Origin of the sequence: Thioalkalivibrio sp. ALJ1 (assembly GCF_000745395.1) — a bacterium.
GTDB lineage: Bacteria > Pseudomonadota > Gammaproteobacteria > Ectothiorhodospirales > Ectothiorhodospiraceae > Thioalkalivibrio.
In genome coordinates, this window is sequence record NZ_KN050684.1 from 1,587,222 (window position 1) to 1,611,249 (window position 24,028).

The window sequence follows — 24,028 nt, forward strand, 5'->3', positions numbered from 1 at the left end:
GCCACGCACGGATGCTTCCCCGTCACCAGATCCCGAATGCGGTCACGATCGGCCGGATCCTGTTGATCCCGCCGATCGTCTGGCTATTGGTGCAAGAACACTATTGGATAGCGGTGGTGCTGCTGGCGATTGCAGGGCTGAGTGACGCCCTGGATGGCTGGCTGGTGCGGCGCTATGGCTGGCATACGCGTCTGGGGGCCTGGCTGGACCCGGCGGCGGACAAGCTGCTGATGCTGGGGATCTACGTAGCGGTCACGCTGTCCGGCCTGTTGCCGCTGTGGTTGTTGTTTCTGGTCGTGGGGCGGGATGTCTGGCTGACCGTGGGCTCCGCGCTCTACCGCGCATTCGTGGGGCCGCTGGCGATCCGACCGCTGTTCATCAGCAAGGTGAATACCTTCCTGCAAATCACCCTCGTGCTGGTTGCCATCGTGAAGGTGGGCCTGCTGGATCTTGATCCCATCTGGGTGCAGCTGCTGGCGATCGTGGTGGCCTTTACCACGCTCGCCAGCGGTCTCGCCTATACCGCCCAATGGGGTCTGTATGCCTGGCGTCACCTGCATGGACCAGGGGATGCGGCCGACTCGAACCGGAGGACTCCGTGAACCAGGGTGCCCACGCGCAGGTCGGGCCGCTATCGGCCGCAACCCTGGCCGCCCTGGTCGGGTTGCTGGTGCTGGGCGGTGCGCTGTACCTGCTGGCGCCTATCCTGACGCCCTTCGTGGTCGCGTTGCTCATTGGCTACCTGTTCAACCCACTGGTTACGCGCCTTGCGCCACGGGCCGGGGGCTCGCGGACCCTGGCCACGGTCGTGATCTTCCTGTTGGTGATGCTGGGGCTGGCGGCGCTGGTTCTGATCCTCATTCCTCTGGCGCTCGCGCAGTTTGAACGTCTCACACTGGCCTTGCCGGAACTGCTGGAATGGTTTGACCAGCGGGTGCGCCCCTGGCTGGAGGAACGAGCCGGGGAGGCCTTGCCGCCGCTGGATGCGGGGGCCATCCAGGCCCTGGTAACCGAACACTGGCGGGAAGCCGGCGGCCTGGCGGGTGGCGCGCTGCAATGGGTGAGTAGTTCGACTGGGGCCCTGGTGCTGGCGGTCCTGAATCTGGTGCTGATCCCGGTCGTGAGCTTCTACCTGCTGCGCGACTGGCCGCGGCTGCTGGACGGCCTGCGCGATCTGTTGCCCCGGGCCTGGCGCCCACCGGGGCTGACCTTTGCCAAGGAATCGGACGAAACCCTGGGGGCTTTCCTGCGCGGACAGTTGCTGGTCATGCTGGCGCTGAGCCTGTTCTATGCCGTGACCCTGACCGTGGCCGGGGTGGAGATGGGTCTGGCGATCGGCCTGATCGCAGGGCTGGTCAGCTTTATCCCCTACGTCGGCGTAATCGTAGGTGTGCTGCTGGCGGGGGTGGCGGCCCTGGTGCAAGGCGATGGCTGGAGCCTGCTGCTGATCGTGCTGGCGATCTTCGCCGTCGCCCAGGTGCTTGAATCCATGATCCTGACGCCGTGGTTGGTAGGGGACCGTACCGGATTGCATCCGGTCGCAGTGATCTTCGCCGTGCTGGCGGGTGGTCAGTTGTTCGGGTTCTTCGGTGTGCTGTTGGCGTTGCCGGTCGCCGCGGTGCTGGCCGTGGCCGTGCGTCATGCGCTGGCCCATTACCGGCGCTTGAATGCGGACGCGGCAGTCGCGGGTGACGACGAGGAGCGATCGTGAGCACCGGGCAATCGGGTAGCGCTGTGCCCCATCGGCAGCTTCCGCTGGACCTGCGGCTGCGTGACGCCTCGCGCTTTGCGGGCTTTTACCCCGGGGGCAACCATCTGGCGCGCGATGCGGTGGAGGCCCTGGCGGTCGGGGTCGGGATGACCGAGCCGCAGATCCTGCTGCATGGCCCGGCAGGCGTGGGCAAGACGCACCTGTTGCAGGCCGCCTGTCATCAGGGCCACGAACGCGGCGAGCCGGTGGCCTATCTGCCGTTGGCCGAGGTTGCGTCCGCGCCGCCACTGGCGGTGCTGGATGGACTGGAGTGCTCGCGTCTGGTCGCGCTGGACGACCTCGATGCCGTCGTCGGACAGGGCGACTGGGACGAAGCACTGTTCGGGCTGCTGAACCGCCTGCGCGATGGTGCATGTCGAGTGCTGATGGCGTCGGCCCATGCGCCGGATGGCCTGGGCAGTCGATTGCCGGATCTGACCTCGCGCCTGTCCTGGGGGCCGGTGTTTCGCCTGCAGACCCCGGAGGACGGCGACCTCAAGCGCATCCTCGCTCAGCGTGCAGTACTGCGCGGCCTGGAACTGCCGGAGGCGGTGGCCGAGTACCTGCTGCGCCACTACCGCCGCGACCTGGTGGCGCTACTGGAGCTCCTGGACCGCCTGGACCTGGCCGCCCTGGCCGAACAGCGCCGCCTGACCATCCCCTTCGTCCGCGATCAGCTCACCCGCTCCTGATTTTCACCACGAAGGCACGAATAAGGTCAAAAACCGTTCACAGGAAGATGGGAAGGCTGGAAGGGGGATATTGGTTATCGGTGTTGCGGGGAAGTCCCTCCCGTTTCGCAATGCGCTGGCGTTCCGCGGTCGGAGTGAGATGCTGTGCCTGTACCTCCGAGGCCTGAACATATCCCGGACACACCATCCAATATTCTTCTGTACTTCCCGTCTTCCTGTTAAGCGCCCTTGACCTGGCCCTTCTTTGTGCCTTCGTGTGCTTCGTGGTGAACGAAACGATCAGGATGTCATCTGGCGGGCGTGGCGGGCGTCGAGTTTGACGTAGAGCAGGCAGCCGGCGAACCAGGCGAAGGCGGCCGCGGTCATCAGCACGCCGTAGAGGCGGGCATCGGCTGCGGCGGCCAGCGTGATGCCGAGGGTGAGGTAGGCCAGTGCCAGCAGGCTGGACCAGGCGTGGGTGTAGCGCCGACCGTGCAGCATGCCGCGCAGTGGGAAGAGCAGGGGCAGTACCAGGATCACCAGCGCCACCGAGATGGGCACGATCTCCGGCGGAGCGATCCAGGTCGTCCAGATCAGGATCAGACCCATCAGGCCGAGGTAGGCGAGCAGTGCCAGGCCGCGAGCCGCGAAGATCATGCGGGACTCCCGGCCTGCAATTGCCGCGTGATGCGGCCGACGCGCTCGCCCAGTGCGTCGGCGATGCGCTGCTCTTCGCGGGTGACTGGATGTTCGCCCTGGCCGCCGGCCACGTGGCTGGCGCCATAGGGCGACCCGCCCGAGGTGGTGGTGCTCAGTTCAGGCACGGTGTAGGGCACGCCCACCCACAGCATGCCCTGATGGATCAGCGGCAGGGCCATGGTCAGCAGGGTGGTCTCCTGGCCGCCGTGCTGGGTCGCCGTGCTGGTGAACAGCCCGAACGGGCGATCCACCAGTCCACCGCTGGCCCACAGCCCACTGGTGCCATCGAGGAAGTGCTTCAGGGGCGCGGCCATGTTGCCGAAGCGGGTGGGCGAACCCATCACCAGTCCGGCGCATTCCTCCAGGTCGCGGGTCTCCGCATAGGGTGCCCCAGCGTCCGGGATCGCCGGGGCATCGCTCGTGATGTTGGTACTGACGGGCGGCACGGTGCGGACACGGGCGACCGCGCCGGCGCGCTCGACGCCACTGGCCACGTGGCGTGCCAGCTCGGCTGTGGCGCCGTAGCGGCTGTAATACAACACCAGGACCTCGGGGGCGGCGCTCACGACAGGATCTCCAGCACCTGTTCCGGAGGACGCCCGATGCGGGCACGGTCACCGCGGACCAGGATCGGCCGTTCGATCAGTTTCGGGTGCTGGACCATGGTCTGGATCAATGCCTCGTCGTCCAGTTCCGCATCCTTCAGGCCCAGTTCGCGGTACTCCGCCTCGCCGGTTCGCAGCAGGTCGCGCGGCGAGATGCCGAGTTTGTCGACTATTGCGCGCAGGGTGGCCGCATCCGGCGGCGTCTTCAGATACTCGACGATCTCTGGCTCCACACCCTGTGCACGCAGCAGCTCCAGGGTCGCGCGCGACTTGCTGCAGCGCGGGTTGTGGTACAGCGTAGGGGTATCGGACATGAATCCACTCCGGAGGACAGCAATGACGGAGGCCAATGATAACCATGCCCGCCGCTGGCGTGTCAGGGGACGGGTGCAGGGTGTGTTCTTTCGTGCATCCGCCCGCGACGAGGCGCAACGTCTGGGCCTGGCCGGGTATGCCCGCAACGAGTCAGACGGCAGCGTCGAGGTCATGGCCGTGGGGCCCAGGGCCGCCCTGGACACACTGGAGGAATGGCTGGCCGATGGCCCGCGCATGGCACGGGTGGACGCCGTCGAGGCCGAAGAGCTCCCGGTGCCCGCGCAGCGTCCAGTCGGTTTCGCGACGGCTTGAACTTAGGGAGACGCTGATTTAATCGCGCGTCCGCGTTGGTGCCCCCTGTTTTCCGAGACAAGGCGCGTCGTGTAGCGGGTAGTGGTTCTACCCGCAAGCGGCGCAACGCAGGATCGGGGAACAGGGGACACCAACCCCACAAGCTATTGAAGGCAGGGGCTCGGCCGCTTTTGCTCGGGAACGGCGTTGCGGTTCCCTTGTGCAGAGTGACTGCACGGCAGTCACCGCGCCTTGTTCCCACGCAAAAGCGACTCGAGCGCGGACGCGCGATTAAATCAGCGTCTCCTTAGGGTTTGGGCGGCTTAGTGCCGCCGAATCGGGCGCCCGGGTGGCGGGATCACCTGGACGAAGGCTATGACGTCGCGCAGGCGGTGGGGTCCGTCCGAGCGGATGCGGGTCTCTGCGCCCTGCATCCAGGCCCCGTCCCAGGGCACGCGCGCGGCCCCGGCGCGGGAATGGCGCGGCAGGTCGATTAGCAGCAGCCCGTCATCGAAGGCGACGTCCAGCTCGCTTCGATAGCGATCGGCGTGGATCTCGATCGTGCGGGTCTCGCCGTTCGCCAGAGTGAACGAAGTACTCTCCAGGTCTCGGTCGCGACCGCCAATTCGCACGGTGCCGGCGCGCAGACTGACGCGGATCAGATCACCAGGGAGGCCCGCCGCGCCGCTGCGGATGGCCGCTACTCGCTCGGCCTGTTCGGCCGCCAGGGCTGCCTCCCGTTCGGCCTCGGCCTGTAGCCGCGCCTCGCGCGCCTTCTGGACCGATTCCCAGGCCCGGATGGCCTCCATGCGTTCGGCCTCGCCCATCGCATCCCATTGCTCTTCGCTTACCCCGTAGATCCGCGAGCTGCAGGCGGCTAGGAGCAGCGCGAACATCATGACCAGCGGGACAAGACCTCGGGGAAGCGTTAGGAACATCTCGGGCTCCGGGGGGCGGGAATCGGTAGGGCGCCAGTTTGTCCGCCGAGGCTGTACCGGGCCTGAATCGTCAGAAGATCAGATTGATGACGAGAAGGGCGACGACCATGAAGAGAAGGGTTACGCCGGCACCGGCGCGCAGGTAATCGGCTACGCGATAGCCGCCCGGATCCATGATTAGGGCGTTGACCTGGTGGGTGGGCAGGATGAAGGAATTCGATGCGGCGATCGCAACGATCAGGGCGAAGACTCGCGGGTCGGCATCGATACCCATGCCCTGGGCGACGCTGGCGAAACTGACTGCCAGTGGCACCAGCAGTACAGTCGCCCCGACGTTGGACATGACCAGGGTGAAGAAGGTGGTCAACAGGAATACTGCGACCTGCAGCACCCAGACCGGCATGCCTTGCAGCTGTTGCATGCCGTTGGTGGCGATCCACTCGCCAGCACCCGAGTTCTCCACGGCCAGCCCCAGCGGGATCAGAGAGGCCAGCAGGAACACGGTCTTCCAGCTGATGCCGCGATAGGCCTCGTCCATGTTGATCACGCCGGTCAGGATCATCCCTAGTGCACCGCCCAGCAGCGCCAGGGCGAGCGGCAGATCGGTGAACAGCACGAGCCCCAGCCCCAGTACCAGTGAGCCCAGCGCCGCCAGTGGTCGGTGGGTCTTCGAGGTCTCCTGCTTGCGGCGCGGATAGCGGCTCGTGATGACCACGAAGTCACGGTCATCCTCCAGCCTCTGCAGGTTCTCCCATGGGGTGTGCACGACCAGGGTGTCGCCCGCCTTGAGGAGGGTGTCCGGGACCTCGTCGATGAGTAGATCATCCCCGCGCTGGATGCGTAGCACCGAGATCCCATAGGTGCGGCGCATGCCCTTGTCGCGCACTGTCTGGCCGATGAGCTCGGAGCCGGGCGGGACGATGATCTCGGCGATCCCTCCGTAGCGGGCGGACAAGGCGCGAGCGAATACGTCCAGTTCGTCTTTCAGGACCGTGCCGGTGGTGTCGCAGGTCTTCTCGATGGTGGTGACCGGGCCGAGGATGGCGAGGTGGGCCCCGCGTTCCAGCTCGATGTCCCGGTTGGGTTCGATACGGGTCTCGTCGTCCGTGGTCACCCCGACCACATGCACGCCGAAGGCCGCCTCGAAGTCGCCGACGCTGCGCCCGGCCAGCGAGCTGTCTTCGCCCAGGCGTGCCTCGCGCACCCCGAAATCCATGCCATAGACATCGCGGAACCAGGCCGAGGTGGTTTGCACCCGGCTCTCGTCGGGATCTTCGGCCAGTGGGTCCCTGGCGGGGAGTACCCATCTCCCGAATAGGGCGAAGTAGAGGATGACCATCGCCAGCAGGGCCAGTCCGATCGGGGTCACGTCGAACAGGCCGAAGCCCTCGACATCGCTGGGTAGCAGGTCGTTTAGCAGGATCAGCGGGCTGGAGGCGACCAGGGTCAGGGTGCCCCCGACAATCGCCGCGAAACCCATTGGCATCAGCAGCCGTGAGCGGGGGATATGGGCGGCTGCCCCGATGCGGTTGATGACCGGCATGAAAAGCGCGGCGGCGCCGATGTTCTGCATGAAACTGGTGATGATGCCCACAGCGCCGGAGGTGGTGGCCATCACCCGGCGTTCGGTTTGCCCGCCAAAGCGCAGGATCAGGTCCGCCAGGCGGTTCATGACCCCGGAACGGTCCAACCCCGTGCCGATGATCATCACCGCGATGATCGCGATCACCGCGTTCGATGCGAAGCCGGAGAACAGCGCCTCGCCCTCCACGATCGGTGCAACCCCGGGCACCAGCGCCACCATCCCCAACAGGAACAGCACACTCAGCGCGGCCAGGTCGATCCGGATCACCTCCGTCACGAACAGCAGGATCGTCAGCCCCAGCAGGCCAAACACGATCCCCATCTCCAGGGTGAAATGGATCTCGTCCATCGTGGACGTTCTCGTCAGCCGCGCAGGCGTTCGCGGAGGGTGTCGACCAGGTTGTCCAGGGACAGGTGTTCGGCCTCGGTCGCGGTGCGTGCCTGGTATTCGAGTTCGCCGGCGTCGAGGCCGCGTTCGCCGATTACGACGCGGTGCGGGATGCCGATCAGTTCCATGTCCGCGAACATTACGCCGGGGCGCTGTTCGCGGTCGTCCAGCAGGACCTCGAAGCCGGCGGCCTGCAGCTCGTCGTGCAATTGCTCGGCCGCTTCGCGCACGCGCTGTGATTTCTTCGCGCCGATCGGGCACAAGGCGATGTCGAAGGGCGCGATGGCGGTGGGCCAGCAGATGCCGCGCTCGTCAAAATTCTGTTCGATGGCCGCGGCCACGACGCGCGACACGCCGATGCCGTAGCAGCCCATGGTCACGATCTGTTCGCGGCCGTCTTCGTCCAGCACGCGCGCGCCCAGGGCCTGGGAGTACTTGTCGCCCAGCTGGAAGATGTGTCCGACCTCGATGCCGCGGCGGATTTCGATTGGCCCGGAGCCGTCCGGGGCGGGTTCGCCCTCGGTGATGTTGCGCAGGTCGGCGTGCTTCGGCTGCGGCAGGTCGCGGCCCCAGTTGACGCCGGTCAGGTGATGACCGTCCTCGTTGGCACCGACCACGAAGTCGGCCATGCCGAGCATGGCGTGATCGGCCAGCACCGGGATCGGGCTGTTCACCGGGCCCAGCGAGCCCGGCTCGGCGCCGAATGCGGTGCGGATCTCGGCCGCCTCGGCCATGCGCAGGGGCTCCGCGATCCAGGGGTGCTTCTCGGCCTTGACCGCGTTCAGCTCGTGGTCGCCGCGCAGCACAATGGCCACCAGGTCGGCGTCGATCTCTTCCGAGGCGGCAACCACCAGGGTCTTCACGGTCCGGTCGGTGGGGATGCCCAGGAAGTCCGCCAGCTCGTCGATGGTATGCACGTTGGGCGTCGCGATCTTTTCCATCGCCGCGTCGGGGGTCGGGGCCGGAGCGGGCTGCGGGCAGGGGGCGAGCTCCACGTTGGCGGCAAAACCCGCTGGGGAGAAGGCGATGGCGTCCTCGCCGGAGCTGGCCAGCACGTGGAATTCGTGCGAGGCATTGCCTCCGATGGCGCCGGTATCGGCCTCCACCGCACGGAAGTCCAGGCCGCAGCGTTCGAAGATGCGGGTATAGGCCGTGTGCATCTGCTGGTAGGTGTCGGTCAGCGAGTCGCCGTCGATATGGAAGGAGTAGGCGTCCTTCATCAGGAATTCGCGGGCGCGCATGACGCCGAAGCGCGGGCGGCGCTCGTCACGAAACTTGGTCTGGATCTGGTAGTAGTTCACCGGTAGCTGGCGGTAGCTGCGGACCTCGCGGCGCACCAGATCGGTGATGACCTCCTCGTGGGTCGGGCCAAAGCAGAAGTCACGCTCGTGACGGTCCTTGATGCGCAGCAACTCAGCGCCGTAGAAGTCCCAGCGCCCGGATTCCTGCCACAGCTCGGCCGGTTGCACCGCCGGCATCAGCACCTCCAGTGCGCCCGCCCGGTTCATTTCCTCCCGCACGATGCCCTCCACCCGGCGCAGCACGCGCAGGCCCAGCGGCAGCCAGGTGTACAGGCCGGAGGCCAGCCGCCGGATATAGCCGGCGCGCAGCATCAGCTGGTGGGAGATGATTTCGGCGTCGGCCGGGGTTTCCTTCAGGGTGTTCAGTGGGAATTGCGAGACGCGCATCGGGGGCAGTCCGTTGTTGAGTGCGTGAAAGGGCGGGCAGTCGTACTTGGAACGTTCAGAAGGTGGTGCTGTTGGTGCCCCAGAAATGGCGCGGGGCGTCGGCGAACTCGATGTACACACGGGCCGGGTCCAGGCCCAGCTCCGTCTGCAGGCTGTCACACAGCTTGCGCGACAGCTCGCGAGTCAGGCCCTCGGGTAGGCCGATGCTCTTCAGCTCGCAGTAGGCGAGGGGGTCAGTGCTGCCGCCGAAGCACATCGCGGGGTTGTGCGTGCAGGCCACCATCACGTAGCCCTCCGGCTTGCCCAGCCAGTCCGCAACTTGAGCGGAGAGGCGGGTGCACAGTCCTGCGGTGTCGTCGGGCAGGTCGGTGTTGGTCTCGACTCGCAGCAGCGGCATGGGGTCCTCCGGGGCGTTCATGGCTTGGGAACGGTGGGTATGATACGGGGAGCGCGGGAGGCGTGCAGCGCTGCGGCTTCCGGTGGCGCGCGTGAAACTCGAGCGCGCATCGCTATACTCGCTGCGAGGGCGCTATTCTGGATCCGCGGAAGGATTCCGCATTGCGTTCATTATCAGGAAGTAATAAATTAGCAAAAGCTAATATATGAGATCGGTAGGCGCTGGACCGCACGGGCCCCGCGTGACCGACCCCAAGCAAGGACAGACGCCTCATGACACGAATCCGGATGCGCCACACCCTGTGGGCCCTGCTACTGGTGCCGTTCTCGGCCCAGGCCGAACTGCCGTTCGAGACGGCCACTGCCGAACGTCAGACCATCACTCAAGAGCGCATTCTGGACGGCCGCGTCGAGGCCGTGCAGCGGTCGACTATCTCCGCGCAGACTTCGGGTCGCGTCCGGGAGATCTACGTGGACGTGGATGATTTCGTCGAGGCCGACGAATTGCTCGTGCGGGTCAGCGATTCCGAGCAGCAGGCCCGTGTGAGCCAGGCCGAGGGCGACTTGGCCGAGGCTCGCGCCCGCTTCAACGAGGCCCGTTCGGAATTCAACCGGATCGAGGATGTGTTCGAGCGCGGAGTGGTCTCGCGGTCCGAGTTCGAACGCGCCGAGGCCGAGCTGCAATCGGCCCGCGCGCGCTTGCGTTCGGCGGAAGGCCGGGTAGAAGAGGCCCGCGAACAACTGGGCTACACCGAGGTGTACGCGCCGTACTCCGGCATCGTGACCGAGCGTCACGTTGAGGTGGGCGAGTCCGTAAGTCCAGGTTCGCCGCTGCTCTCCGGTATCAGCCTTGATCAGCTTCGGGTCGCTGTGGATGTTCCGCAGCGATTGATTCAGGGCGTGCGCGAGAAGCGCACGGCCGAGGTGCTGCTGAACGGTGACCGAGTGGCCGCCGAAAGCTTGACCATCTTCCCCTACGCCGATCCCGCCAGCTCTACTTTCCGCATCCGCGTGAACCTGCCGGAACAACAGGATCTGGGGCTGTTCCCCGGCATGTTCGTGAAGACCGCCTTTGTGATCGACGACGTCGAACGCCTGCTGGTCCCCGTGGATGCGGTTGTCTACCGCAGCGAAGTGGTGGCCGTGTATGTGGTGGACGAGGATGACCGGGTCGCTTTCCGCCAGGTTCGGGTCGGGCGTCAGCATGACGGCATGATCGAGATCCACGGTGGCCTGACCGAGGGTGAGCGAGTGGCGATGGATCCGATCCACGCGCAGATCTGGTTGAAAGAACATCAGCAGGTGAACCGATGAGCGATGCCAGCTCGGACGAGGCGTCCGGTCGCATGGGAATCTCGGGACGCATTGCCAAGGCCTTCCTGACCACACAGATCACTCCCTTGCTGGCCTTGTTGGGCCTGCTGCTGGGCCTGTTCGCTATCCTGGTGACCCCGCGCGAGGAAGAGCCGCAGATCAATGTGACCATGGCCGACGTGTTCATCCCGTTCCCTGGGGCGAGCGCGCAGGAGGTGGCACAACTGGTCGCCACCCCGGCCGAGCAGGTGCTCTCCGAGATCGAGGGCATCGACGACATCTACTCCACTTCGCGCCCGAACATGGCGCAGATCACCATTCAGTTCGAGGTCGGCGAGGACCGCACCGCGGCACTAGTGCGTCTGTACAACCAGGTGTTCTCCAACCAGGACTGGTTACCCGAGGGCCTCGGGGTGGGTGAGCCGATCATCAAGCCGATGGGGATTGATGACGTCCCCATCGTGAACGTGACCCTGTGGACCGATGACCCTGAGCGGGGCGGACATGACCTGCTGCGCGTCGCCCACGGGATCGAGTCGGAGCTCAAGCGTGTGCCGGGCACCCGGGACATCTACACCGTCGGCGGGCCGGACCATGTGGTCCATGTGCGTTTCAAGCCGGAGACGCTGGCCGCCTTCAATCTTTCGGTGGACGATCTGCGTGACAGCCTGCAGGCCTCCAACTTCTCTCGAGACGCCGGACGTTTGTACCAGGACGACGAAGAGATCCTGGTCCAGGCCGGTGACTTCATCACCGAGCCAGAGGCCTTCGCAGCCCTGGTCGTCGGGCTGCACAACGATCGACCGGTCTACCTCTCGGATGTCGCCGAGGTCGTGCAAGGGCCGGCCTACGCGACCGAGCATGTGCGATTTGCCCATGGCGCTGCCGCCGGCGATCTCGCCCGGACAGGCGAAAGTCATCCGGCGGTTACCGTGGCCATTGCCAAGCAACCGGGCACCAACGCACCGGATATCGCAGACGCCCTGATCGAGCGTCTGGATCAGCTGCGCGGAACCTACATCCCCGACGGCATTGAGACCACCATTACGCGCAACTACGGCGAGACCGCTGACGACAAGGCCAACACGCTGATCCAGAAGCTGATTCTGGCATCCGCCTCGGTGGTGATCCTGGTCTGGATCGCGCTCGGCTGGCGCGAAGCCTTCATCGTCGGTGTGGCCGTGGTGATCACGTTGGCGATCACGTTGTTCGCCTCATGGGCCTACGGTTTCACGCTTAACCGGGTGTCGCTGTTCGCGCTGATTTTCTCCATCGGGATCCTGGTGGATGACGCCATCGTGGTGGTGGAAAACATCCACCGACATATGGTCAAGGGCGGCAAGAAATTTCTGGAATCCATCCCGCTGGCGGTGGACGAGGTGGGCGGGCCCACGATTCTGGCGACGTTTGCGGTCATCGCGGCGTTGTTGCCGATGGCCTTCGTAACCGGCCTGATGGGCCCGTACATGAGCCCAATCCCGATCAACGCCAGTATGGGGATGATCATCTCCCTGGCAGTTGCCTATGTCGTTACACCATGGCTGACCTACAAGGTCCTGCGACGCCAGGCCGAGCAGCACGAGCACGCCGCCCCTGGGGCGGTCGGTGGAAATCATGGCCACGACTCCGAAGCGGCCTCCGAGGGGCTGATGAAGCTGTTCAATCGCCTGTTGCTCCCGTTCCTCGGTGATGGTCGTGGCAAGAAGATGAACCGCCTGGCGCTGTGGGCGGGAACGCTGGTGCTGATCCTGGCGTCGGTGTCGCTGGCCTACTTCCAGCTCGTGGTCATGAAGATGTTGCCGTTCGACGACAAGTCGGAGTTCCAGGTGGTGCTGGATATGCCAGAAGGCTCCAGCCTGGAGCGCACCTCGCGGGTGCTGGCGGAGATGGGCGACTATCTGAAGACGGTGCCCGAGGTGCATAACGTGCAGACCTACGCGGGCACCGCGGCCCCCATTAATTTCAACGGGCTGGTGCGGCAGTACTACCTGCGCGAGGGTTCGCATGTCGGCGACATCCAGGTGAATCTGGTGGATGCCTCCGAGCGCTCGCGCCAGAGCCATGCGGTGGCGCTCGGTGTGCGCGAGGCAATCAACGAGATCGCGGATCGTCACGGTGCCGCGGTGAAGGTGGTCGAGGTGCCGCCGGGCCCGCCGGTGATGTCGCCGATCGTGGCCGAGATCTACGGTCCGGACTACGACGGCCAGATCGAGATCGCTCGCCAGGTGCGCGAGCGCTTCGAGAACACCGACGGCATTACCGATATTGACGACTCGGTGGAATATCCGGGGCAGAAGAAGATCCTGCAGGTGGACCGCGAGCGGGCCGCGCGTCTGGGCGTGTCGCAGCAGGCAGTAGTGCAGGCGATCGAGACCGCGCTGTCCGGCGAGGACGTGACCTACCTCTACGGCTCCAACGTGAAGTACGCGGTGCCCGTGCGGCTCGAGTTCGAGCAGGCCGAGAAGGGCAGTCTGGACCCGGTGCTGGGGCTCAAGGTGCGCTCGCGCGACGGCACCCTGGTGCCGCTGTCCGAGGTGGTCAATGTGGTGGACTCGACCCTTGAGCACTCGATCCATCACAAGAACCTGCTGCCGGTGGTCTACGTAATGGGCGACCTGGCCGGTGGGCTGGACAGCCCGCTGTATGGCATGTTCGACATGTTCTTCGGGCTGCGGGACCAGCCGATGGCCTATGGCGAACCGCTGGAGCAGCTGTTCATCAGTCAGCCGGACAACCCGTACAACTTCTCGTTGAAGTGGGACGGCGAATGGCAGGTGACCTACGAGACCTTCCGTGACATGGGCATTGCCTATTCCGTGGGTCTGCTCCTGATCTACCTGCTGGTGGTCGCGCAGTTCCGGTCGTACATGGTGCCGTTGATCATCATGGCGCCCATCCCGCTGACGGTGATTGGGGTGATGCCGGGGCATGCGTTCATGGACGCCTTCTTCATGGATGCCAAGTTCACCGCGACCTCGATGATCGGGATGATCGCTTTGGCCGGGATCATTGTGCGTAACTCCATCTTGCTGGTGGATTTCATCAACGAGGAGATCCGCCGCGGGGTCGATGTGATCGAGGCGGTGGTGCACGCCGGAGCCGTTCGCGCCAAGCCGATCGTGCTGACTGGTCTGGCGGCGATGGTGGGTGCCGGATTCATCCTGGATGACCCGATCTTCTCCGGCCTGGCAATCTCGCTGATCTTTGGCGTATTCGTCTCTACGCTGCTGACGCTGGTGATCATTCCGGTGCTGTACTACCTGTATGTCCGCAACCGCACCGAACTGATCCGCGCCCAGGCGGCGTAACGCCACGACCCCGTCCTAGGGAAACACTGATCAATGTACACGCTCGCGCTCGAGTCGCTTTTACGTGCGAACAAGGCGTGGTGACTGCCGTGCAGTCATTCTGCACAAGGGAACCGCAACGTCGTGCGCAGGCAAAAGCGGCCAAGCCCCTTCGGGGTTGGCATCCCAGGTTCCCCAATCTTGCGTTGCGGCCCTTGCCGGTAGAACCACTACCGGCTGCGCACCGCGCCTTGTCTCGAAAAACCTGGGGTACCAACGCGAGCGTGTACATTGATCAGTGTTTCCCTAGCGAGGCCCTGCAAGGGGCCGTGGCACGAGCGCCGTGCCGGGCACCGTCATTGCGAGGAGCCGAAGGCGACGCGGCAACCTTCCGAAGCTGGCAGAGTGCCAGTGTCAGCGATCCGGTGGTTCCGGGCGGGGATTGCTTCGTCGCTGCGCTCCTCGCAATGACGTTGTGGGGGGCGGGCGCTGCCTCATTCCAACACGTGGGGCCTGGCAATGACGGGGTTCCGTTCCGGTGTTTTCGCTGTACGCCGGCATGCGGCTACAATCGGCGGCACTCAAACGAACCGGAGACGCTCGATGGATGTCGAGATGGGAGAAGAGGGCCTGAATGTCCTCGGGATCAGCCGTGAACAGTGTGCGACCCTGGTGGAGGTGTTGAAGGCCAGCGAAGATCAGCGCTTCATGGACGATCCCGAGCTGCGCAAACTGTTCAAACTGCTGGCCGTCCTGCAGAGTGACCTGTGGGACGACATGACCGCCGGACAGTTCGATTTTGCCCCCTACAAAAAGCAATAGCGCCGCGCGCTCGCACCGGAGCCCTCCATGCCCGACAACGAATCCCGTCGCCCGTCCAATTTTCTGATCGGCAATATCTTTCTGGGCGCCGCCGCCGTCATGTTGTTCTTTTTCGTCACCCTCTGGGAGGTGCTTGGCGTGTTCGCCCTGCTCATGTGGATGGGGTTGGCGGCCGTTGGGGTCTACTTCATTGTGAAGGACAAGGACATCAATCCGGGCGGCCCGCCGAACTGATCACGTGACACAAGTCGCACGGGGTACCCCCGGCCAGAATGACCCGCGTTCCCTGACGCTGTCGCGCCTGCGCAGCGAATTTGTCGAGGCCCTCGGCAAGCGCGCCGTCGGTCTGACGCGGCTGGGTAGAGGTTCTGCTTCGAGTTGCCGACCTCGGTCGGCGCCGCACGACCGAGTACCGCTGAGGAATCGACGGCATGCATGGATGCATTTGACACCCCGGCCCGGACCTTGGCCCCGGGGTGTCGGGTGCTGTGTATTGATGACCACGCCGCAAATCGCCATTTGGTCGACGAGATGCTGCGCCAACAGGGGGTAGCCGAATGCCGCCTGGCCGAGTCGGCTGAACAGGGACTGGATCAGGCCCTGCGCGACCCACCCGATCTGATCCTGCTGGACCTGAATCTGCCCATCAAGAATGGCTTCCAGGTGATGAGTGCACTACAGGCGGAACCTGCTCTGGCCTCGATCCCGGTGGTTGCGGTGACGGCCGACGCCACCGATGCCACCCGGGAACGGGTCGAGCAGGCTGGCTTCAGCGCACTCCTGCTCAAGCCTATTGGTGCGGCGGAGCTGGCCGGGGTGCTAGCGAGGTGTCGGGGTTCGACACCCGCAGGAGACACCGAATAGCGTTTGGCTCCGCTGGCGCCACCCGCCAAGGTGGTTACAGGAACAGGAAGCCGACGATGGCGACGGCGGCGATGACGGCCACGGCATCTGCGGTCAGGGCGGCGGCCAGGGTATGGCGCACGCGCTTGATGCCAATGGCGCCGAAATACACCGCCAGTACGTAGAAGGTGGTCTCGGTGGAGCCTTGCAGGGTGGAGACCAGCAGGCCGACGTGGGTGTCCGGCCCGGTGGCCGGGTTCTGCATGATCCCGGCCATGATGCCGTAGGCCCCCGAGCCGGACAGCGGTCGCAACAGGGCCATGGGCAGGGCCTCGGCCGGTAGCCCGAACGGCGTGGTCAGCGGACCGACCAGGCCCACGAACATCCCCAGCGCCCCGCTTTCCCGCAGCATGCCTACCGCTACCAGGATGGCCACCAGGTACGGGATGATGCGCAGCGCGACGTTAAACCCCTCCTTGGCCCCCTCGACAAACACCTCGTATACCGGTACGCCGCGGATCACGCCGTAGGACAGGAAGCCGACGACCAGCCCGGGAATGATCCAGGGCGCAATCGCCTGGCCGTACACGATCGTTAGCGGGATGATCGCCAGCACACCCAGCAGGACCAGGATCGAGACCCAGGTCGGGTACCCTTCGGTGGGCACCTCGATGTTCATCGGTTGCTGCTCGCCGTCTTTTTCATCGGCTCCCCTGTCGCGGATTTCGCCCGTCGAGCGATCTTGCGCTTGCGTTTCGCCCAATGGGGCGTCCGTTGCTGCGTCGGTCTCCGCCCGACCCGTTGCATTGGGGTCGATCGAACGAGTCGCGGGTGGCGGCAGGAAATAACGCTGCAGGATCAAGGCGCTGGCGATGCCGGCGATGGTCGCGAACAGGGTGGCGAACAACGTGGTCGGCAGGATCGCGGCGGGTACCTCGGAGCCCAGCGAAGCCCGCAGGGCAATGACGCCGGTCGGAAGCAGGGTGATGCTGGAGGTGTTGATCGCCAGGAACAGGGCCATCGCGTTGGTGGCCGTGCCCGGATGTGGGTTCAGCTTCTCCAGCTCCTGCATCGCGCGGATGCCGAACGGCGTGGCCGCGTTGCCCAGCCCCAGGATGTTGGCGGAGAAGTTCAGGATCATCGCGCCCATCGCCGGGTGTTCCGGCGGGACCGACGGGAACAGACGCACCATCAGCGGGCGCAGCAGGCGGGCCAGCACGGTCAGCAACCCGCCGGCTTCGGCGATCTTCATCAGCCCCAGAAACAGGGCCATGACCCCGACCAGGCCCAGGGCCAGCTCCACGGCCGAGCCGGCGGCGTCGATCGCGCCCTCGGACAGGGCCTGCATCGGTTGTTCGTCGGGATCGGTGGAACGGATCTCGCGGATCGCGGCCGTGGCCACGGCGATCACGATCAACGCGAGAAAGATCAGATTCATGCGGGCGAGTGTGCCATGGTCAACGGTTCTCGCCGCGTGACACGCCGCGCAGGACCGCATCCATGCCACGGGCCGGCAGCAGCCACTTGAGGAAGGCGAACAGGCGGGTGGGGAAGGTCACGTGGTAGCGCACGCGGGGCCGGCGCGCCTCCAGGGCGTGAATCACACAGCGTGCCACGGCCTCGGGGCCCAGTGTGAATGGGGCATCGGCCTCGGCGTTCGCCATGCGCGCCTCGGCGGCCCGGTAGGTCTCTTCCCAGGGGCTGTGCTGGCGCTGAATATGGTAACGAAAGGCCTTCAGCGCATTGGCGCGGAATTCGCTGCGGATGGGGCCCGGCTCGATCAGCGAGACATGGATGCCGGTCCCATGCAGCTCCTGTCGGAGGGTATCGCTCATGCCCTCGATGGCGAACTTGGAGGTCACGTAGGCGCCACGCAGACGCAGCGCCACCAGGCCGAGTACCGAGCTGTTCTGGATGATCCGACCCTCGCCGGCGCGACGCATCGCGGGCAGCACGGCGTTGGTCAGCTCCAGCCAGCCGAGGACGTTGGTCTCCAGCTGTGCGCGCAGCGTCGCGCGGTTGAGGTCCTCCACCGCCCCGGGCTGGCCGTAGGCGCCGTTGTTGAATAGCGCGTACAGATGGCCATCGGTGCGGTGCAGGATCTCGTTGACCGCGCTGTGGATGCTGGCGGAATCGTCCAGGTCCAGCTGCAGGGCCTCGAAGCCGTCTTTCTTCAGCCGCGCAACATCTTCACTGCGCCGCGCGGTGGCAAACACGCGGTAGCCGCGATCGCGCAGCATCTGCGCGGTGCAGGCCCCGATGCCGCTGGAGCAGCCGGTGATCAGGACCGCGCGCTGGGACGGTTCGCTCATCGCGTCGGTGTCAGTAGGTGAGCGTGGCAACGCCGTCTTCGACGACCTCGCCAATGAAGGCACCGCCGCCGCGCATGCCGTCCAACTCGGGCACTGCGTTGTCCAGGGTGAGGCCGTTCTCGTCCATGGCGCCGGCGCAGGCGTAGAAGGCGCAGCCGGCCTCGTGGGCGTCCTGCATGAAACTGTAGACGGATTTCTCTTTGGCCTCACCGGGGTAGATCTGATCCGCCACGCCCTGCCGCAGCAGGCGAGTGGTCCCGGCGGCGAAGTAGATCTCCACCTCGAGATCCATGGCGGCGGCCACGGTGGCCTGGAAGAACGGGGCCCCCAGGGTGCCGGGTCGATCCAGGTCCAGGTTCAGCAGCATGATCACGATCTTTTCGGCCATGGTTCGGTCCTTGTGCTTCGTTCTGTCGAGTATCGCGCGAATGATCGACGGTGAGGACGATTTGCGCAAACCGTGAACATTCTGCCGAGCGCTCTTTTATTCCCTGGAAACGGCCGCATAATAGCCGCCAAAGCGTGTGTTCCTGGAGACGACGGATGCCCATTTACGAATATCAGTGCAAGCAGTGCGGCGAGGTGAGCGAGATCCTGCAAAAGGTCTCCGATCCGCCGGCCACCACCTGTCCGGCCTGTGGTGCCGAGGCCCTGACCAAGCAGGTCTCGGCGGCCGGCTTCCGTTTGGCCGGCGGCGGCTGGTACGAGACCGACTTCAAGAAGGATGGCAAGCGCAATCTGAAAGAAGGCAGCAGCAGTTCGGGGACCCGTTCCAGTGGTGGCAGTTCGACGAAAGCGGAATCCACCGGGAAGTCCGGGTCTTCCGGCAGCGCCAAGACCGGTACCGCCGCAACCGGCACCTGATCGATGCTGGTCACCCTGCGCCGCTATCTGATTGCAGGGCTGCTGGTCTGGCTGCCGCTGATCGTCACCGGCTTCATTATCAAGCTGCTGGTGGATCTGCTCGACTTCACGATCCTCCTCCTGCCGCCGGGCTGGCGTCCGGAGGCACTGCTGGGTTTTTCCATTCCCGGTGCCGGCATCGTGCTGGCGGTCATCGTCGTGTTTGTCACCGGGGTGATTGCCGCCAACATCGTGGGCAAACGACTGGTGCACCTGGGCGAGTCCATCGTGCGGCGTATCCCGTTGGTCAGCTCGATCTACGGGGCGGTCAAGCAGGTGACCGAGACGGTCTTCAGTGGCGGGGGGCAGGCTTTTCGCAAAGTGGTCATGGTGGAGTACCCGCGCCGTGGCCTGTGGTCGGTGGGCTTTATGACCGGCGTCGGGATGGGGGAGCTGCAGCGCCGCACCGAACATGAAGTCATCACGGTTTTTATCCCGACGACCCCGAACCCGACCTCCGGATTCGTGATTATGGTGCCACGCGACGAAGCCGTAGAACTCGACATGACGGTGGAGGACGGGCTCAAGTTCGTGATGTCCATGGGCGTGGTCACGCCTCTGCGAAGCCCCGAGGATGCGCCCGCTCCGGTTGCGCAAGAGCAGGGCAAATCGTAAGATTTCCGCCCTTTTCACGGGCGCAGATGCGACGTTTGCCCCGTTTTCCCGACTAACCGCGTGCGACCCGGAAGCGGTCGTGCCCTTCGGCTGGAACAGCGCAATGCGAACTCATCTGTGTGGACGTGTCACCGAGAACGAACTCGACTCGGAGGTGACCCTGTGCGGCTGGGTGAACCGCCGGCGGGATCATGGTGGCGTGATCTTCGTCGACCTGCGTGACCATGCGGGCTTGGTGCAGGTGGTGTTCGACCCGGATCGCGAGGCGGTCTTTGCCCGCGCCGAGCAGTTGCGCAGCGAATATGTGATCCGCATGACGGGCCGCGTGCGCCGACGCCCCGAGGGCACCGAGAACCCGGACCTGACCACCGGCGCCGTCGAGATCCTGGGCCTGGAGCTGGAGGTCCTGAACGTCGCGAAGACTCCGCCGTTCCCGCTGGACGATGAAGACGTCGGCGAGGACACCCGCCTGCGGTATCGCTACATGGACCTGCGCCGTCCGCTGATGCAGCAACGCCTGCGTTTGCGTGCGCAGGTGACCGCCGCCATGCGTCGTTTCCTCGAGGAGCGCGACTTCCTCGACCTGGAAACCCCGATGTTGACCAAGGCGACGCCAGAAGGCGCGCGCGACTACCTGGTGCCCAGCCGCACGCATCCGGGCAGCTTCTTTGCCCTGCCACAGTCCCCGCAGCTGTTCAAGCAGCTGCTGATGATGTCGGGCATGGACCGCTACTACCAGATCACCCGCTGCTTCCGCGACGAGGACCTGCGCGCCGATCGCCAGCCGGAGTTCACCCAGCTGGACATGGAGATGGCCTTCGTCGACGAGTCCGACGTGATGGATGTGACCGAGGGCCTGATCCGGCACCTGTTCCGCGAGGTGCAGGGCGTGGAGCTTCCCGATCCGTTCCCGCGCATGGCCTACGCCGAGGCGATGGCCCGCTTCGGGTCGGACAAGCCCGATCTGCGCATCCCGCTGGAGTTCACCGAGTTGACCGAGGTGATGCAGGCGGTGGAGTTCAAGGTGTTCAACGGCCCGGCGAACGACCCCGAGGGCCGCGTGGCCGCGTTGCGCGTGCCGGGCGGGGCCAAGCTCACGCGCAAGGAGATCGACGTCTACACCGAGTACGTCGGCCGCTACGGCGCGAAGGGCCTGGCCTACATCAAGGTCAACGACCCCACCGACCTCGAGGGTGGCCTGCAGTCGCCGATCCTGAAATTCCTGCCGGAGGACGTCACCCGGCAGATCCTCGAGAAGACCGCGGCCGCCGCCGGCGACCTGATCTTCTTCGGCGCGGATAAGGCCTCGGTGGTCAACGAGGCGATCGGTGCGCTGCGCGTGAAGATCGGGCATGACCTGGAGTTGGTCGAAGCCGGCTGGCAGCCCCTGTGGGTGGTCGACTTCCCGATGTTCGAGTACGACGATGGCGACAAGCGCCTGTACGCCCTGCATCACCCGTTCACCGCCCCGGCGGTGGACAGCCCGGAGGCCCTGCGCGCCAATCCGCGCGAGGCGCTTTCGCGTGCCTACGACATGGTGCTCAACGGCACCGAGGTGGGCGGCGGCTCCATCCGTATCCACAACCCCGAGATGCAGCAGGCCGCGTTCGAGGCCCTGGGCATCGGTGAAGAGGAAGCGCGCGAGAAGTTCGGCTTCCTGTTGGATGCATTGAACTTCGGCGCCCCGCCGCATGGCGGGCTGGCCTTTGGTCTTGATCGCCTGGTGATGCTGATGAGCGGCGCCCATTCCATCCGCGACGTCATGGCTTTCCCAAAGACCCAGACCGCAGCCTGCCTGCTGACCGACGCCCCGGCGCCGGTGGGCGAGAAGCAGTTGCGGGAGCTGGGTATCCGCTTGCGCCCCAGCGCCACGCAACAGGCCGAGTAAGTCCGCGCCCGGTCGCACGCGATGGCCGGTATGCGCACCAGCGTCGTCACCGTCCACGGTTGGCACATGACGGGGCTGGAGATGGCCCTGCTGCGCCGCCGCCTGCGCGCAGGTGGCCACGAGGTGTACCCGTTTCGCTATGCCTCCCGCCGGCAGACGCCGGAGCAGGCTGCCCGCGCCCTGGCCGCGTTTCTTGACGACGTCCCCGGGGACCTGGTGCACCTGGTCGCGCACAGCCTGGGCGGAGTGATCGTCCGCCACCTGTTCGAGGTCGCCCCAGTGCAGCGCCCCGGCCGTATCGTAATGCTGGGGTCGCCGCTTCAGGGCAGCCGGGTGGCCGCGCGCCTGGCGCAGAACCGGATTGGTCGCTCGTGGCTGGGCGCGGCCCTGGATCGCGGTCTCCTGGGTGGCAGCCCCATCCTGCGTGGGCGCGATATCGGCATGATTGCCGGCAGTCGCGCACGGGGCCCGGGTCCGCTGTTCACGCGCCTCCCGCATCCGCATGACGGCATGGTCGCGGTGGAGGAGACCCAGGGGCCGGATGTCTTCCGCCATCTGACCCTGCCGGAATCCCACATGGGGATGCTGGTCGACCGCGCCGTTGCGCAGGAGACCCTGCATTTCCTGGAGACAGGCGAGTTCCTGCCGTAATTGGGGTCTGCGTGGCCGCGTTATCGCGCCGAGCGTGGAGACGAACGACGCCGGCGCCACTCCCATCCGTGATTAGCGCCGGCCCAGCGATTAGACTGTATGAATCTCATGGGTCCTGGCGTGCATCAGGGCCTTCAATCCAATCCAAGGAGTCGTGACCGAATGGCAGGCCACAGCAAGTGGGCGAACATCCAGCATCGCAAGAACGCCCAGGACGCCAAGCGCGGCAAACTCTTTACCAAGTTGATCCGCGAGATCACCGTCGCGGCGCGTCAGGGCGGCTCGGACCCGGAGACCAACCCGCGCCTGCGTCTGGCGACCGACAAGGCGCTGGGCGCCAACATGACCCGCGACACGATCGAACGCGCGGCTAAGCGCGGCGCCGGTGAATCCGACGGCGACAACGTCGAAGAGATCCGCTACGAGGGCTATGGTCCGGGCGGGGCAGCGGTCCTGGTCGACTGCATGACCGACAACCGCAACCGTACGGTTGCCGAGGTGCGTCATGCCTTCTCCAAGATGGGCGGCAACCTGGGGACCGACGGCTCGGTTGCCTACCTGTTCCAGAACAAGGGCGTGATTCGTTTCGCCCCCGGGCTGGACGAAGAGACCGTGATGGAGGCGGCCCTGGAGGGTGGTGCCGAGGATGTGCAGGTCGAGGATGACGGCGCGATCGAGGTGATCACCGAACCAGATACCTATCAGGACGTGCGCCAGGCCCTGCTGGATCGCGGGATGGAACCGGAGAACGCCGAAGTTACCTGGCGACCGGACACTCTGGCACCGCTGGATGCGGAGACCGCCGAGTCGGTCCTCAAGCTACTGGAAATGCTGGACGATCTCGACGACGTGCAGAACGTCTTTACCAACGCCGATTTCCCCGAAGAGGTCAGTAGTGACTGATCGCCTTCTGCGCGCGGGTCGGTAGCCGAGTATGCGAATCCTCGGGATTGATCCCGGCTCCCGGGTCACCGGTTTTGCGGTGATCGAGTTCGATCGCAGCCGCGGCCGATCCTGCGGGCATGGCGTCATCCGGCCCAAAGCCAAGGGCTTTCCCGAGCGTCTGGGCGAGATCTTTGCCGGGGTGGTCGAGGTGATCGACGAGTTGAAGCCCGACGTCCTGGCAATCGAATCGGTGTTCGTGGCGCGCAACGCCCAATCCGCGATCAAGCTGGGGCATGCCCGAGGAGCGGCCATCTGCGCGGCCACTCAGGCCGGGCTCCCGGTACATGAATATGCCCCGCGCGCGATCAAGCTGGCCGTGGTTGGTGTCGGTGGCGCGGACAAGGAACAGGTCCAGCATATGATGCAGCAACTGTTACGCCTGGCCGAACCGGCCAGCAGCGATGCCGCCGACGCCCTGGCGGTCGCGCTTTGCCACGCCCATACCCAGCAAAACGAGGCCCGCCTGCTGGGCGCGGCCTCTGCCATGATCGGAGGGCGCCCATGATCGCGCGGCTGGAGGGACGGCTGATCAGCCGTGAGGTGAATGGCGTCGTGATTGACGCTGGTGGTGTGGGCTACGAGGTGGATGTCTCACTGTCCACGCTGGCGGCCCTGCCAGAGCCGGGCGAGACCGTGGTGCTGGCCACTCATCTGGTTGTGCGTGAGGACGCTCATCAGCTGTTCGGGTTCATGAACAAGCGCGACCGCGATCTGTTCCGACGTCTGATTCGCGTGAACGGGATCGGTGCGAAGCTGGCGCTGGCCATGCTGTCCACCTACGCCGGCGACGAGCTGGCGGGCCTCATTAGCGGGGGCGATGTTACCGGCCTGGCCAAGGTGCCGGGCATCGGCAAGCGCACCGCCGAACGCATCGTGCTGGAGCTCGGCGAACGCCTCGCCGAGATGGGGTTTACCGGTAGCCCCGTCGGCGGTGTGCCCGGCAGCGAGCCGACGCCCGCCGCCGCGATGGAGGGCGAGGCCCTGGCGGCCCTGGAAACGCTTGGCTACGCGCGCGCCAGCGCTGAGAAGATGGTGGCCGCCGTGCGCGGCGAGGCCGACTCCGTTGAGACGCTGGTCCGTCTCGCCCTGCGAGCTACCGTCAAGCGCTAACACGCGTTTCCAC

Annotated in this window: 25 protein-coding genes and 1 pseudogene; 16 read left to right on the forward strand and 10 right to left on the reverse strand. The window is 65.6% G+C overall.

Translation table 11 applies throughout. From position 1 onward, the window contains the following. Nucleotides 1-11: 11 nt before the first annotated feature. The 3 genes from F462_RS09860 to hda are packed head-to-tail and all read left to right on the forward strand — an operon-like array spanning nt 12 to nt 2,442. Nucleotides 12-602, forward strand: a complete 591-nt coding sequence (locus F462_RS09860) for a CDP-alcohol phosphatidyltransferase family protein (RefSeq protein WP_038053744.1) — start codon at nt 12-14, stop codon at nt 600-602. Next, nucleotides 599-1,711 carry an AI-2E family transporter gene (locus tag F462_RS09865; protein WP_038053746.1) on the forward strand — a complete coding sequence of 371 codons (1,113 nt, stop codon included), beginning with the start codon at nt 599-601 and terminating at the stop codon, nt 1,709-1,711. The genes F462_RS09860 and F462_RS09865 overlap by 4 nt, the downstream gene beginning before the upstream one ends. Beyond that, entirely contained in the window at nt 1,708-2,442 is a 735-nt protein-coding gene (hda, locus tag F462_RS09870) for a DnaA regulatory inactivator Hda (protein WP_018140653.1), read from the forward strand. Before F462_RS09865 ends, hda begins: the two co-directional genes overlap by 4 nt. A gap of 279 nt (nt 2,443-2,721) precedes the next feature. Here the strand turns inward: hda and F462_RS09875 are convergent, their stop codons facing one another. From F462_RS09875 to arsC, 3 genes are read right to left on the reverse strand one after another with little or no spacing between them, the layout of a single operon-like run. Beyond that, complete coding sequence (locus F462_RS09875; protein WP_038053748.1) at nt 2,722-3,078, reverse strand: DUF2069 domain-containing protein; 357 nt, start codon at nt 3,076-3,078, stop codon at nt 2,722-2,724. After that, complete coding sequence (gene wrbA, locus F462_RS09880; RefSeq protein ID WP_018140655.1) at nt 3,075-3,686, reverse strand: NAD(P)H:quinone oxidoreductase; 612 nt, start codon at nt 3,684-3,686, stop codon at nt 3,075-3,077. The genes F462_RS09875 and wrbA overlap by 4 nt, the downstream gene beginning before the upstream one ends. Next, nucleotides 3,683-4,039, reverse strand: coding sequence for an arsenate reductase (glutaredoxin) (gene arsC / locus F462_RS09885; RefSeq protein ID WP_018140656.1), 357 nt, complete (start codon nt 4,037-4,039; stop codon nt 3,683-3,685). Before arsC ends, wrbA begins: the two co-directional genes overlap by 4 nt. Before the next feature lie 22 nt (nt 4,040-4,061). Between arsC and F462_RS09890 the strand changes: the two genes are divergently transcribed. Next, a complete protein-coding gene (locus F462_RS09890; RefSeq protein ID WP_018140657.1) occupies nt 4,062-4,352 on the forward strand; it encodes an acylphosphatase in 291 nt (96 codons plus the stop codon). Between the two features lie 302 nt (nt 4,353-4,654). On the opposite strand, the gene F462_RS09895 is transcribed toward F462_RS09890, so the two are convergent. From F462_RS09895 to F462_RS09910, 4 genes are all read right to left on the reverse strand, one after another. Continuing rightward, nucleotides 4,655-5,269 (reverse strand): hypothetical protein, encoded by a 615-nt coding sequence (locus F462_RS09895; protein WP_038053749.1) that lies wholly within the window; start codon nt 5,267-5,269, stop codon nt 4,655-4,657. A 70-nt stretch (nt 5,270-5,339) separates the two neighbouring features. Then, a complete protein-coding gene (locus F462_RS09900; RefSeq protein ID WP_038053752.1) occupies nt 5,340-7,202 on the reverse strand; it encodes an SLC13 family permease in 1,863 nt (620 codons plus the stop codon). A 14-nt stretch (nt 7,203-7,216) separates the two neighbouring features. Further along, nucleotides 7,217-8,929: a proline--tRNA ligase gene (locus F462_RS09905; RefSeq protein ID WP_038053754.1), complete on the reverse strand. Its 1,713-nt coding sequence runs from the start codon at nt 8,927-8,929 to the stop codon at nt 7,217-7,219. Between the two features lie 55 nt (nt 8,930-8,984). Beyond that, the gene (locus F462_RS09910) at nt 8,985-9,326 is read right to left on the reverse strand and encodes a phenylpyruvate tautomerase MIF-related protein (protein ID WP_018140661.1); all 342 of its coding nucleotides are present in this window, start codon (nt 9,324-9,326) and stop codon (nt 8,985-8,987) included. A gap of 287 nt (nt 9,327-9,613) precedes the next feature. Between F462_RS09910 and F462_RS09915 the strand changes: the two genes are divergently transcribed. The 5 genes and pseudogenes from F462_RS09915 to F462_RS09935 all read left to right on the forward strand — a co-directional run. After that, nucleotides 9,614-10,639 (forward strand): efflux RND transporter periplasmic adaptor subunit, encoded by a 1,026-nt coding sequence (locus F462_RS09915; protein ID WP_156100420.1) that lies wholly within the window; start codon nt 9,614-9,616, stop codon nt 10,637-10,639. Further along, on the forward strand, nt 10,636-13,947 hold the full coding sequence (locus tag F462_RS09920) for an efflux RND transporter permease subunit (RefSeq protein WP_038053758.1): 3,312 nt from the start codon (nt 10,636-10,638) through the stop codon (nt 13,945-13,947). Before F462_RS09915 ends, F462_RS09920 begins: the two co-directional genes overlap by 4 nt. A gap of 582 nt (nt 13,948-14,529) precedes the next feature. Continuing rightward, nucleotides 14,530-14,748 carry a hypothetical protein gene (locus F462_RS09925; protein WP_012981920.1) on the forward strand — a complete coding sequence of 73 codons (219 nt, stop codon included), beginning with the start codon at nt 14,530-14,532 and terminating at the stop codon, nt 14,746-14,748. Nucleotides 14,749-14,775: 27 nt separating this feature from the next. Then, nucleotides 14,776-14,982: a hypothetical protein gene (locus F462_RS09930; protein ID WP_038053761.1), complete on the forward strand. Its 207-nt coding sequence runs from the start codon at nt 14,776-14,778 to the stop codon at nt 14,980-14,982. A gap of 132 nt (nt 14,983-15,114) precedes the next feature. Beyond that, a pseudogene (locus F462_RS09935) lies at nt 15,115-15,612 on the forward strand (response regulator); the annotation flags it as partial. Between the two features lie 34 nt (nt 15,613-15,646). Here F462_RS09935 and F462_RS09940 read toward each other — a convergent pair. The 3 genes from F462_RS09940 to F462_RS09950 are packed head-to-tail and all read right to left on the reverse strand — an operon-like array spanning nt 15,647 to nt 18,291. After that, entirely contained in the window at nt 15,647-17,029 is a 1,383-nt protein-coding gene (locus tag F462_RS09940) for a nucleoside recognition domain-containing protein (RefSeq protein ID WP_038053767.1), read from the reverse strand. Between the two features lie 19 nt (nt 17,030-17,048). Next, nucleotides 17,049-17,903, reverse strand: a complete 855-nt coding sequence (locus tag F462_RS09945) for an SDR family oxidoreductase (protein ID WP_038053769.1) — start codon at nt 17,901-17,903, stop codon at nt 17,049-17,051. Between the two features lie 10 nt (nt 17,904-17,913). Next, nucleotides 17,914-18,291 carry a DsrE family protein gene (locus tag F462_RS09950; RefSeq protein ID WP_018140668.1) on the reverse strand — a complete coding sequence of 126 codons (378 nt, stop codon included), beginning with the start codon at nt 18,289-18,291 and terminating at the stop codon, nt 17,914-17,916. A gap of 155 nt (nt 18,292-18,446) precedes the next feature. Here F462_RS09950 and F462_RS09955 point away from each other — a divergent pair, with 155 nt between their 5' ends. From F462_RS09955 to ruvA, 7 genes are all read left to right on the forward strand, one after another. Further along, entirely contained in the window at nt 18,447-18,767 is a 321-nt protein-coding gene (locus F462_RS09955; RefSeq protein ID WP_038053772.1) for an FmdB family zinc ribbon protein, read from the forward strand. A gap of 3 nt (nt 18,768-18,770) precedes the next feature. Then, nucleotides 18,771-19,421, forward strand: coding sequence for a DUF502 domain-containing protein (locus F462_RS09960; protein WP_038053776.1), 651 nt, complete (start codon nt 18,771-18,773; stop codon nt 19,419-19,421). Nucleotides 19,422-19,524: 103 nt separating this feature from the next. Beyond that, entirely contained in the window at nt 19,525-21,309 is a 1,785-nt protein-coding gene (aspS, locus tag F462_RS09965) for an aspartate--tRNA ligase (protein ID WP_038053778.1), read from the forward strand. A gap of 21 nt (nt 21,310-21,330) precedes the next feature. Next, nucleotides 21,331-21,960: an esterase/lipase family protein gene (locus tag F462_RS09970; protein WP_038053781.1), complete on the forward strand. Its 630-nt coding sequence runs from the start codon at nt 21,331-21,333 to the stop codon at nt 21,958-21,960. 162 nt (nt 21,961-22,122) lie between these two features. Next, complete coding sequence (locus F462_RS09975; protein ID WP_018140673.1) at nt 22,123-22,863, forward strand: YebC/PmpR family DNA-binding transcriptional regulator; 741 nt, start codon at nt 22,123-22,125, stop codon at nt 22,861-22,863. A gap of 31 nt (nt 22,864-22,894) precedes the next feature. Next, the gene (gene ruvC / locus F462_RS09980) at nt 22,895-23,410 is read left to right on the forward strand and encodes a crossover junction endodeoxyribonuclease RuvC (protein WP_018140674.1); all 516 of its coding nucleotides are present in this window, start codon (nt 22,895-22,897) and stop codon (nt 23,408-23,410) included. Next, complete coding sequence (ruvA, locus tag F462_RS09985; RefSeq protein ID WP_038053784.1) at nt 23,407-24,015, forward strand: Holliday junction branch migration protein RuvA; 609 nt, start codon at nt 23,407-23,409, stop codon at nt 24,013-24,015. The genes ruvC and ruvA overlap by 4 nt, the downstream gene beginning before the upstream one ends. Nucleotides 24,016-24,028 lie beyond the last annotated feature (13 nt).

Coding starts and splice junctions, on each gene's coding strand:
- F462_RS09860 (WP_038053744.1), top strand. CDS start 12: ATGCTTCCCCGTCACCAGATCCCGAATGCGGTCACGATCGGCCGGATC.
- F462_RS09875 (WP_038053748.1), bottom strand. CDS start 3,078: ATGATCTTCGCGGCTCGCGGCCTGGCACTGCTCGCCTACCTCGGCCTG.
- arsC (WP_018140656.1), bottom strand. CDS start 4,039: ATGTCCGATACCCCTACGCTGTACCACAACCCGCGCTGCAGCAAGTCG.
- F462_RS09890 (WP_018140657.1), top strand. CDS start 4,062: ATGACGGAGGCCAATGATAACCATGCCCGCCGCTGGCGTGTCAGGGGA.
- F462_RS09895 (WP_038053749.1), bottom strand. CDS start 5,269: ATGTTCCTAACGCTTCCCCGAGGTCTTGTCCCGCTGGTCATGATGTTC.
- F462_RS09900 (WP_038053752.1), bottom strand. CDS start 7,202: ATGGACGAGATCCATTTCACCCTGGAGATGGGGATCGTGTTTGGCCTG.
- F462_RS09905 (WP_038053754.1), bottom strand. CDS start 8,929: ATGCGCGTCTCGCAATTCCCACTGAACACCCTGAAGGAAACCCCGGCC.
- F462_RS09910 (WP_018140661.1), bottom strand. CDS start 9,326: ATGCCGCTGCTGCGAGTCGAGACCAACACCGACCTGCCCGACGACACC.
- F462_RS09915 (WP_156100420.1), top strand. CDS start 9,614: ATGCGCCACACCCTGTGGGCCCTGCTACTGGTGCCGTTCTCGGCCCAG.
- F462_RS09920 (WP_038053758.1), top strand. CDS start 10,636: ATGAGCGATGCCAGCTCGGACGAGGCGTCCGGTCGCATGGGAATCTCG.
- F462_RS09925 (WP_012981920.1), top strand. CDS start 14,530: ATGGATGTCGAGATGGGAGAAGAGGGCCTGAATGTCCTCGGGATCAGC.
- F462_RS09930 (WP_038053761.1), top strand. CDS start 14,776: ATGCCCGACAACGAATCCCGTCGCCCGTCCAATTTTCTGATCGGCAAT.
- F462_RS09940 (WP_038053767.1), bottom strand. CDS start 17,029: ATGAATCTGATCTTTCTCGCGTTGATCGTGATCGCCGTGGCCACGGCC.
- F462_RS09945 (WP_038053769.1), bottom strand. CDS start 17,903: ATGAGCGAACCGTCCCAGCGCGCGGTCCTGATCACCGGCTGCTCCAGC.
- F462_RS09950 (WP_018140668.1), bottom strand. CDS start 18,291: ATGGCCGAAAAGATCGTGATCATGCTGCTGAACCTGGACCTGGATCGA.
- F462_RS09955 (WP_038053772.1), top strand. CDS start 18,447: ATGCCCATTTACGAATATCAGTGCAAGCAGTGCGGCGAGGTGAGCGAG.
- F462_RS09960 (WP_038053776.1), top strand. CDS start 18,771: ATGCTGGTCACCCTGCGCCGCTATCTGATTGCAGGGCTGCTGGTCTGG.
- aspS (WP_038053778.1), top strand. CDS start 19,525: ATGCGAACTCATCTGTGTGGACGTGTCACCGAGAACGAACTCGACTCG.
- F462_RS09970 (WP_038053781.1), top strand. CDS start 21,331: ATGGCCGGTATGCGCACCAGCGTCGTCACCGTCCACGGTTGGCACATG.
- F462_RS09975 (WP_018140673.1), top strand. CDS start 22,123: ATGGCAGGCCACAGCAAGTGGGCGAACATCCAGCATCGCAAGAACGCC.
- ruvC (WP_018140674.1), top strand. CDS start 22,895: ATGCGAATCCTCGGGATTGATCCCGGCTCCCGGGTCACCGGTTTTGCG.
- ruvA (WP_038053784.1), top strand. CDS start 23,407: ATGATCGCGCGGCTGGAGGGACGGCTGATCAGCCGTGAGGTGAATGGC.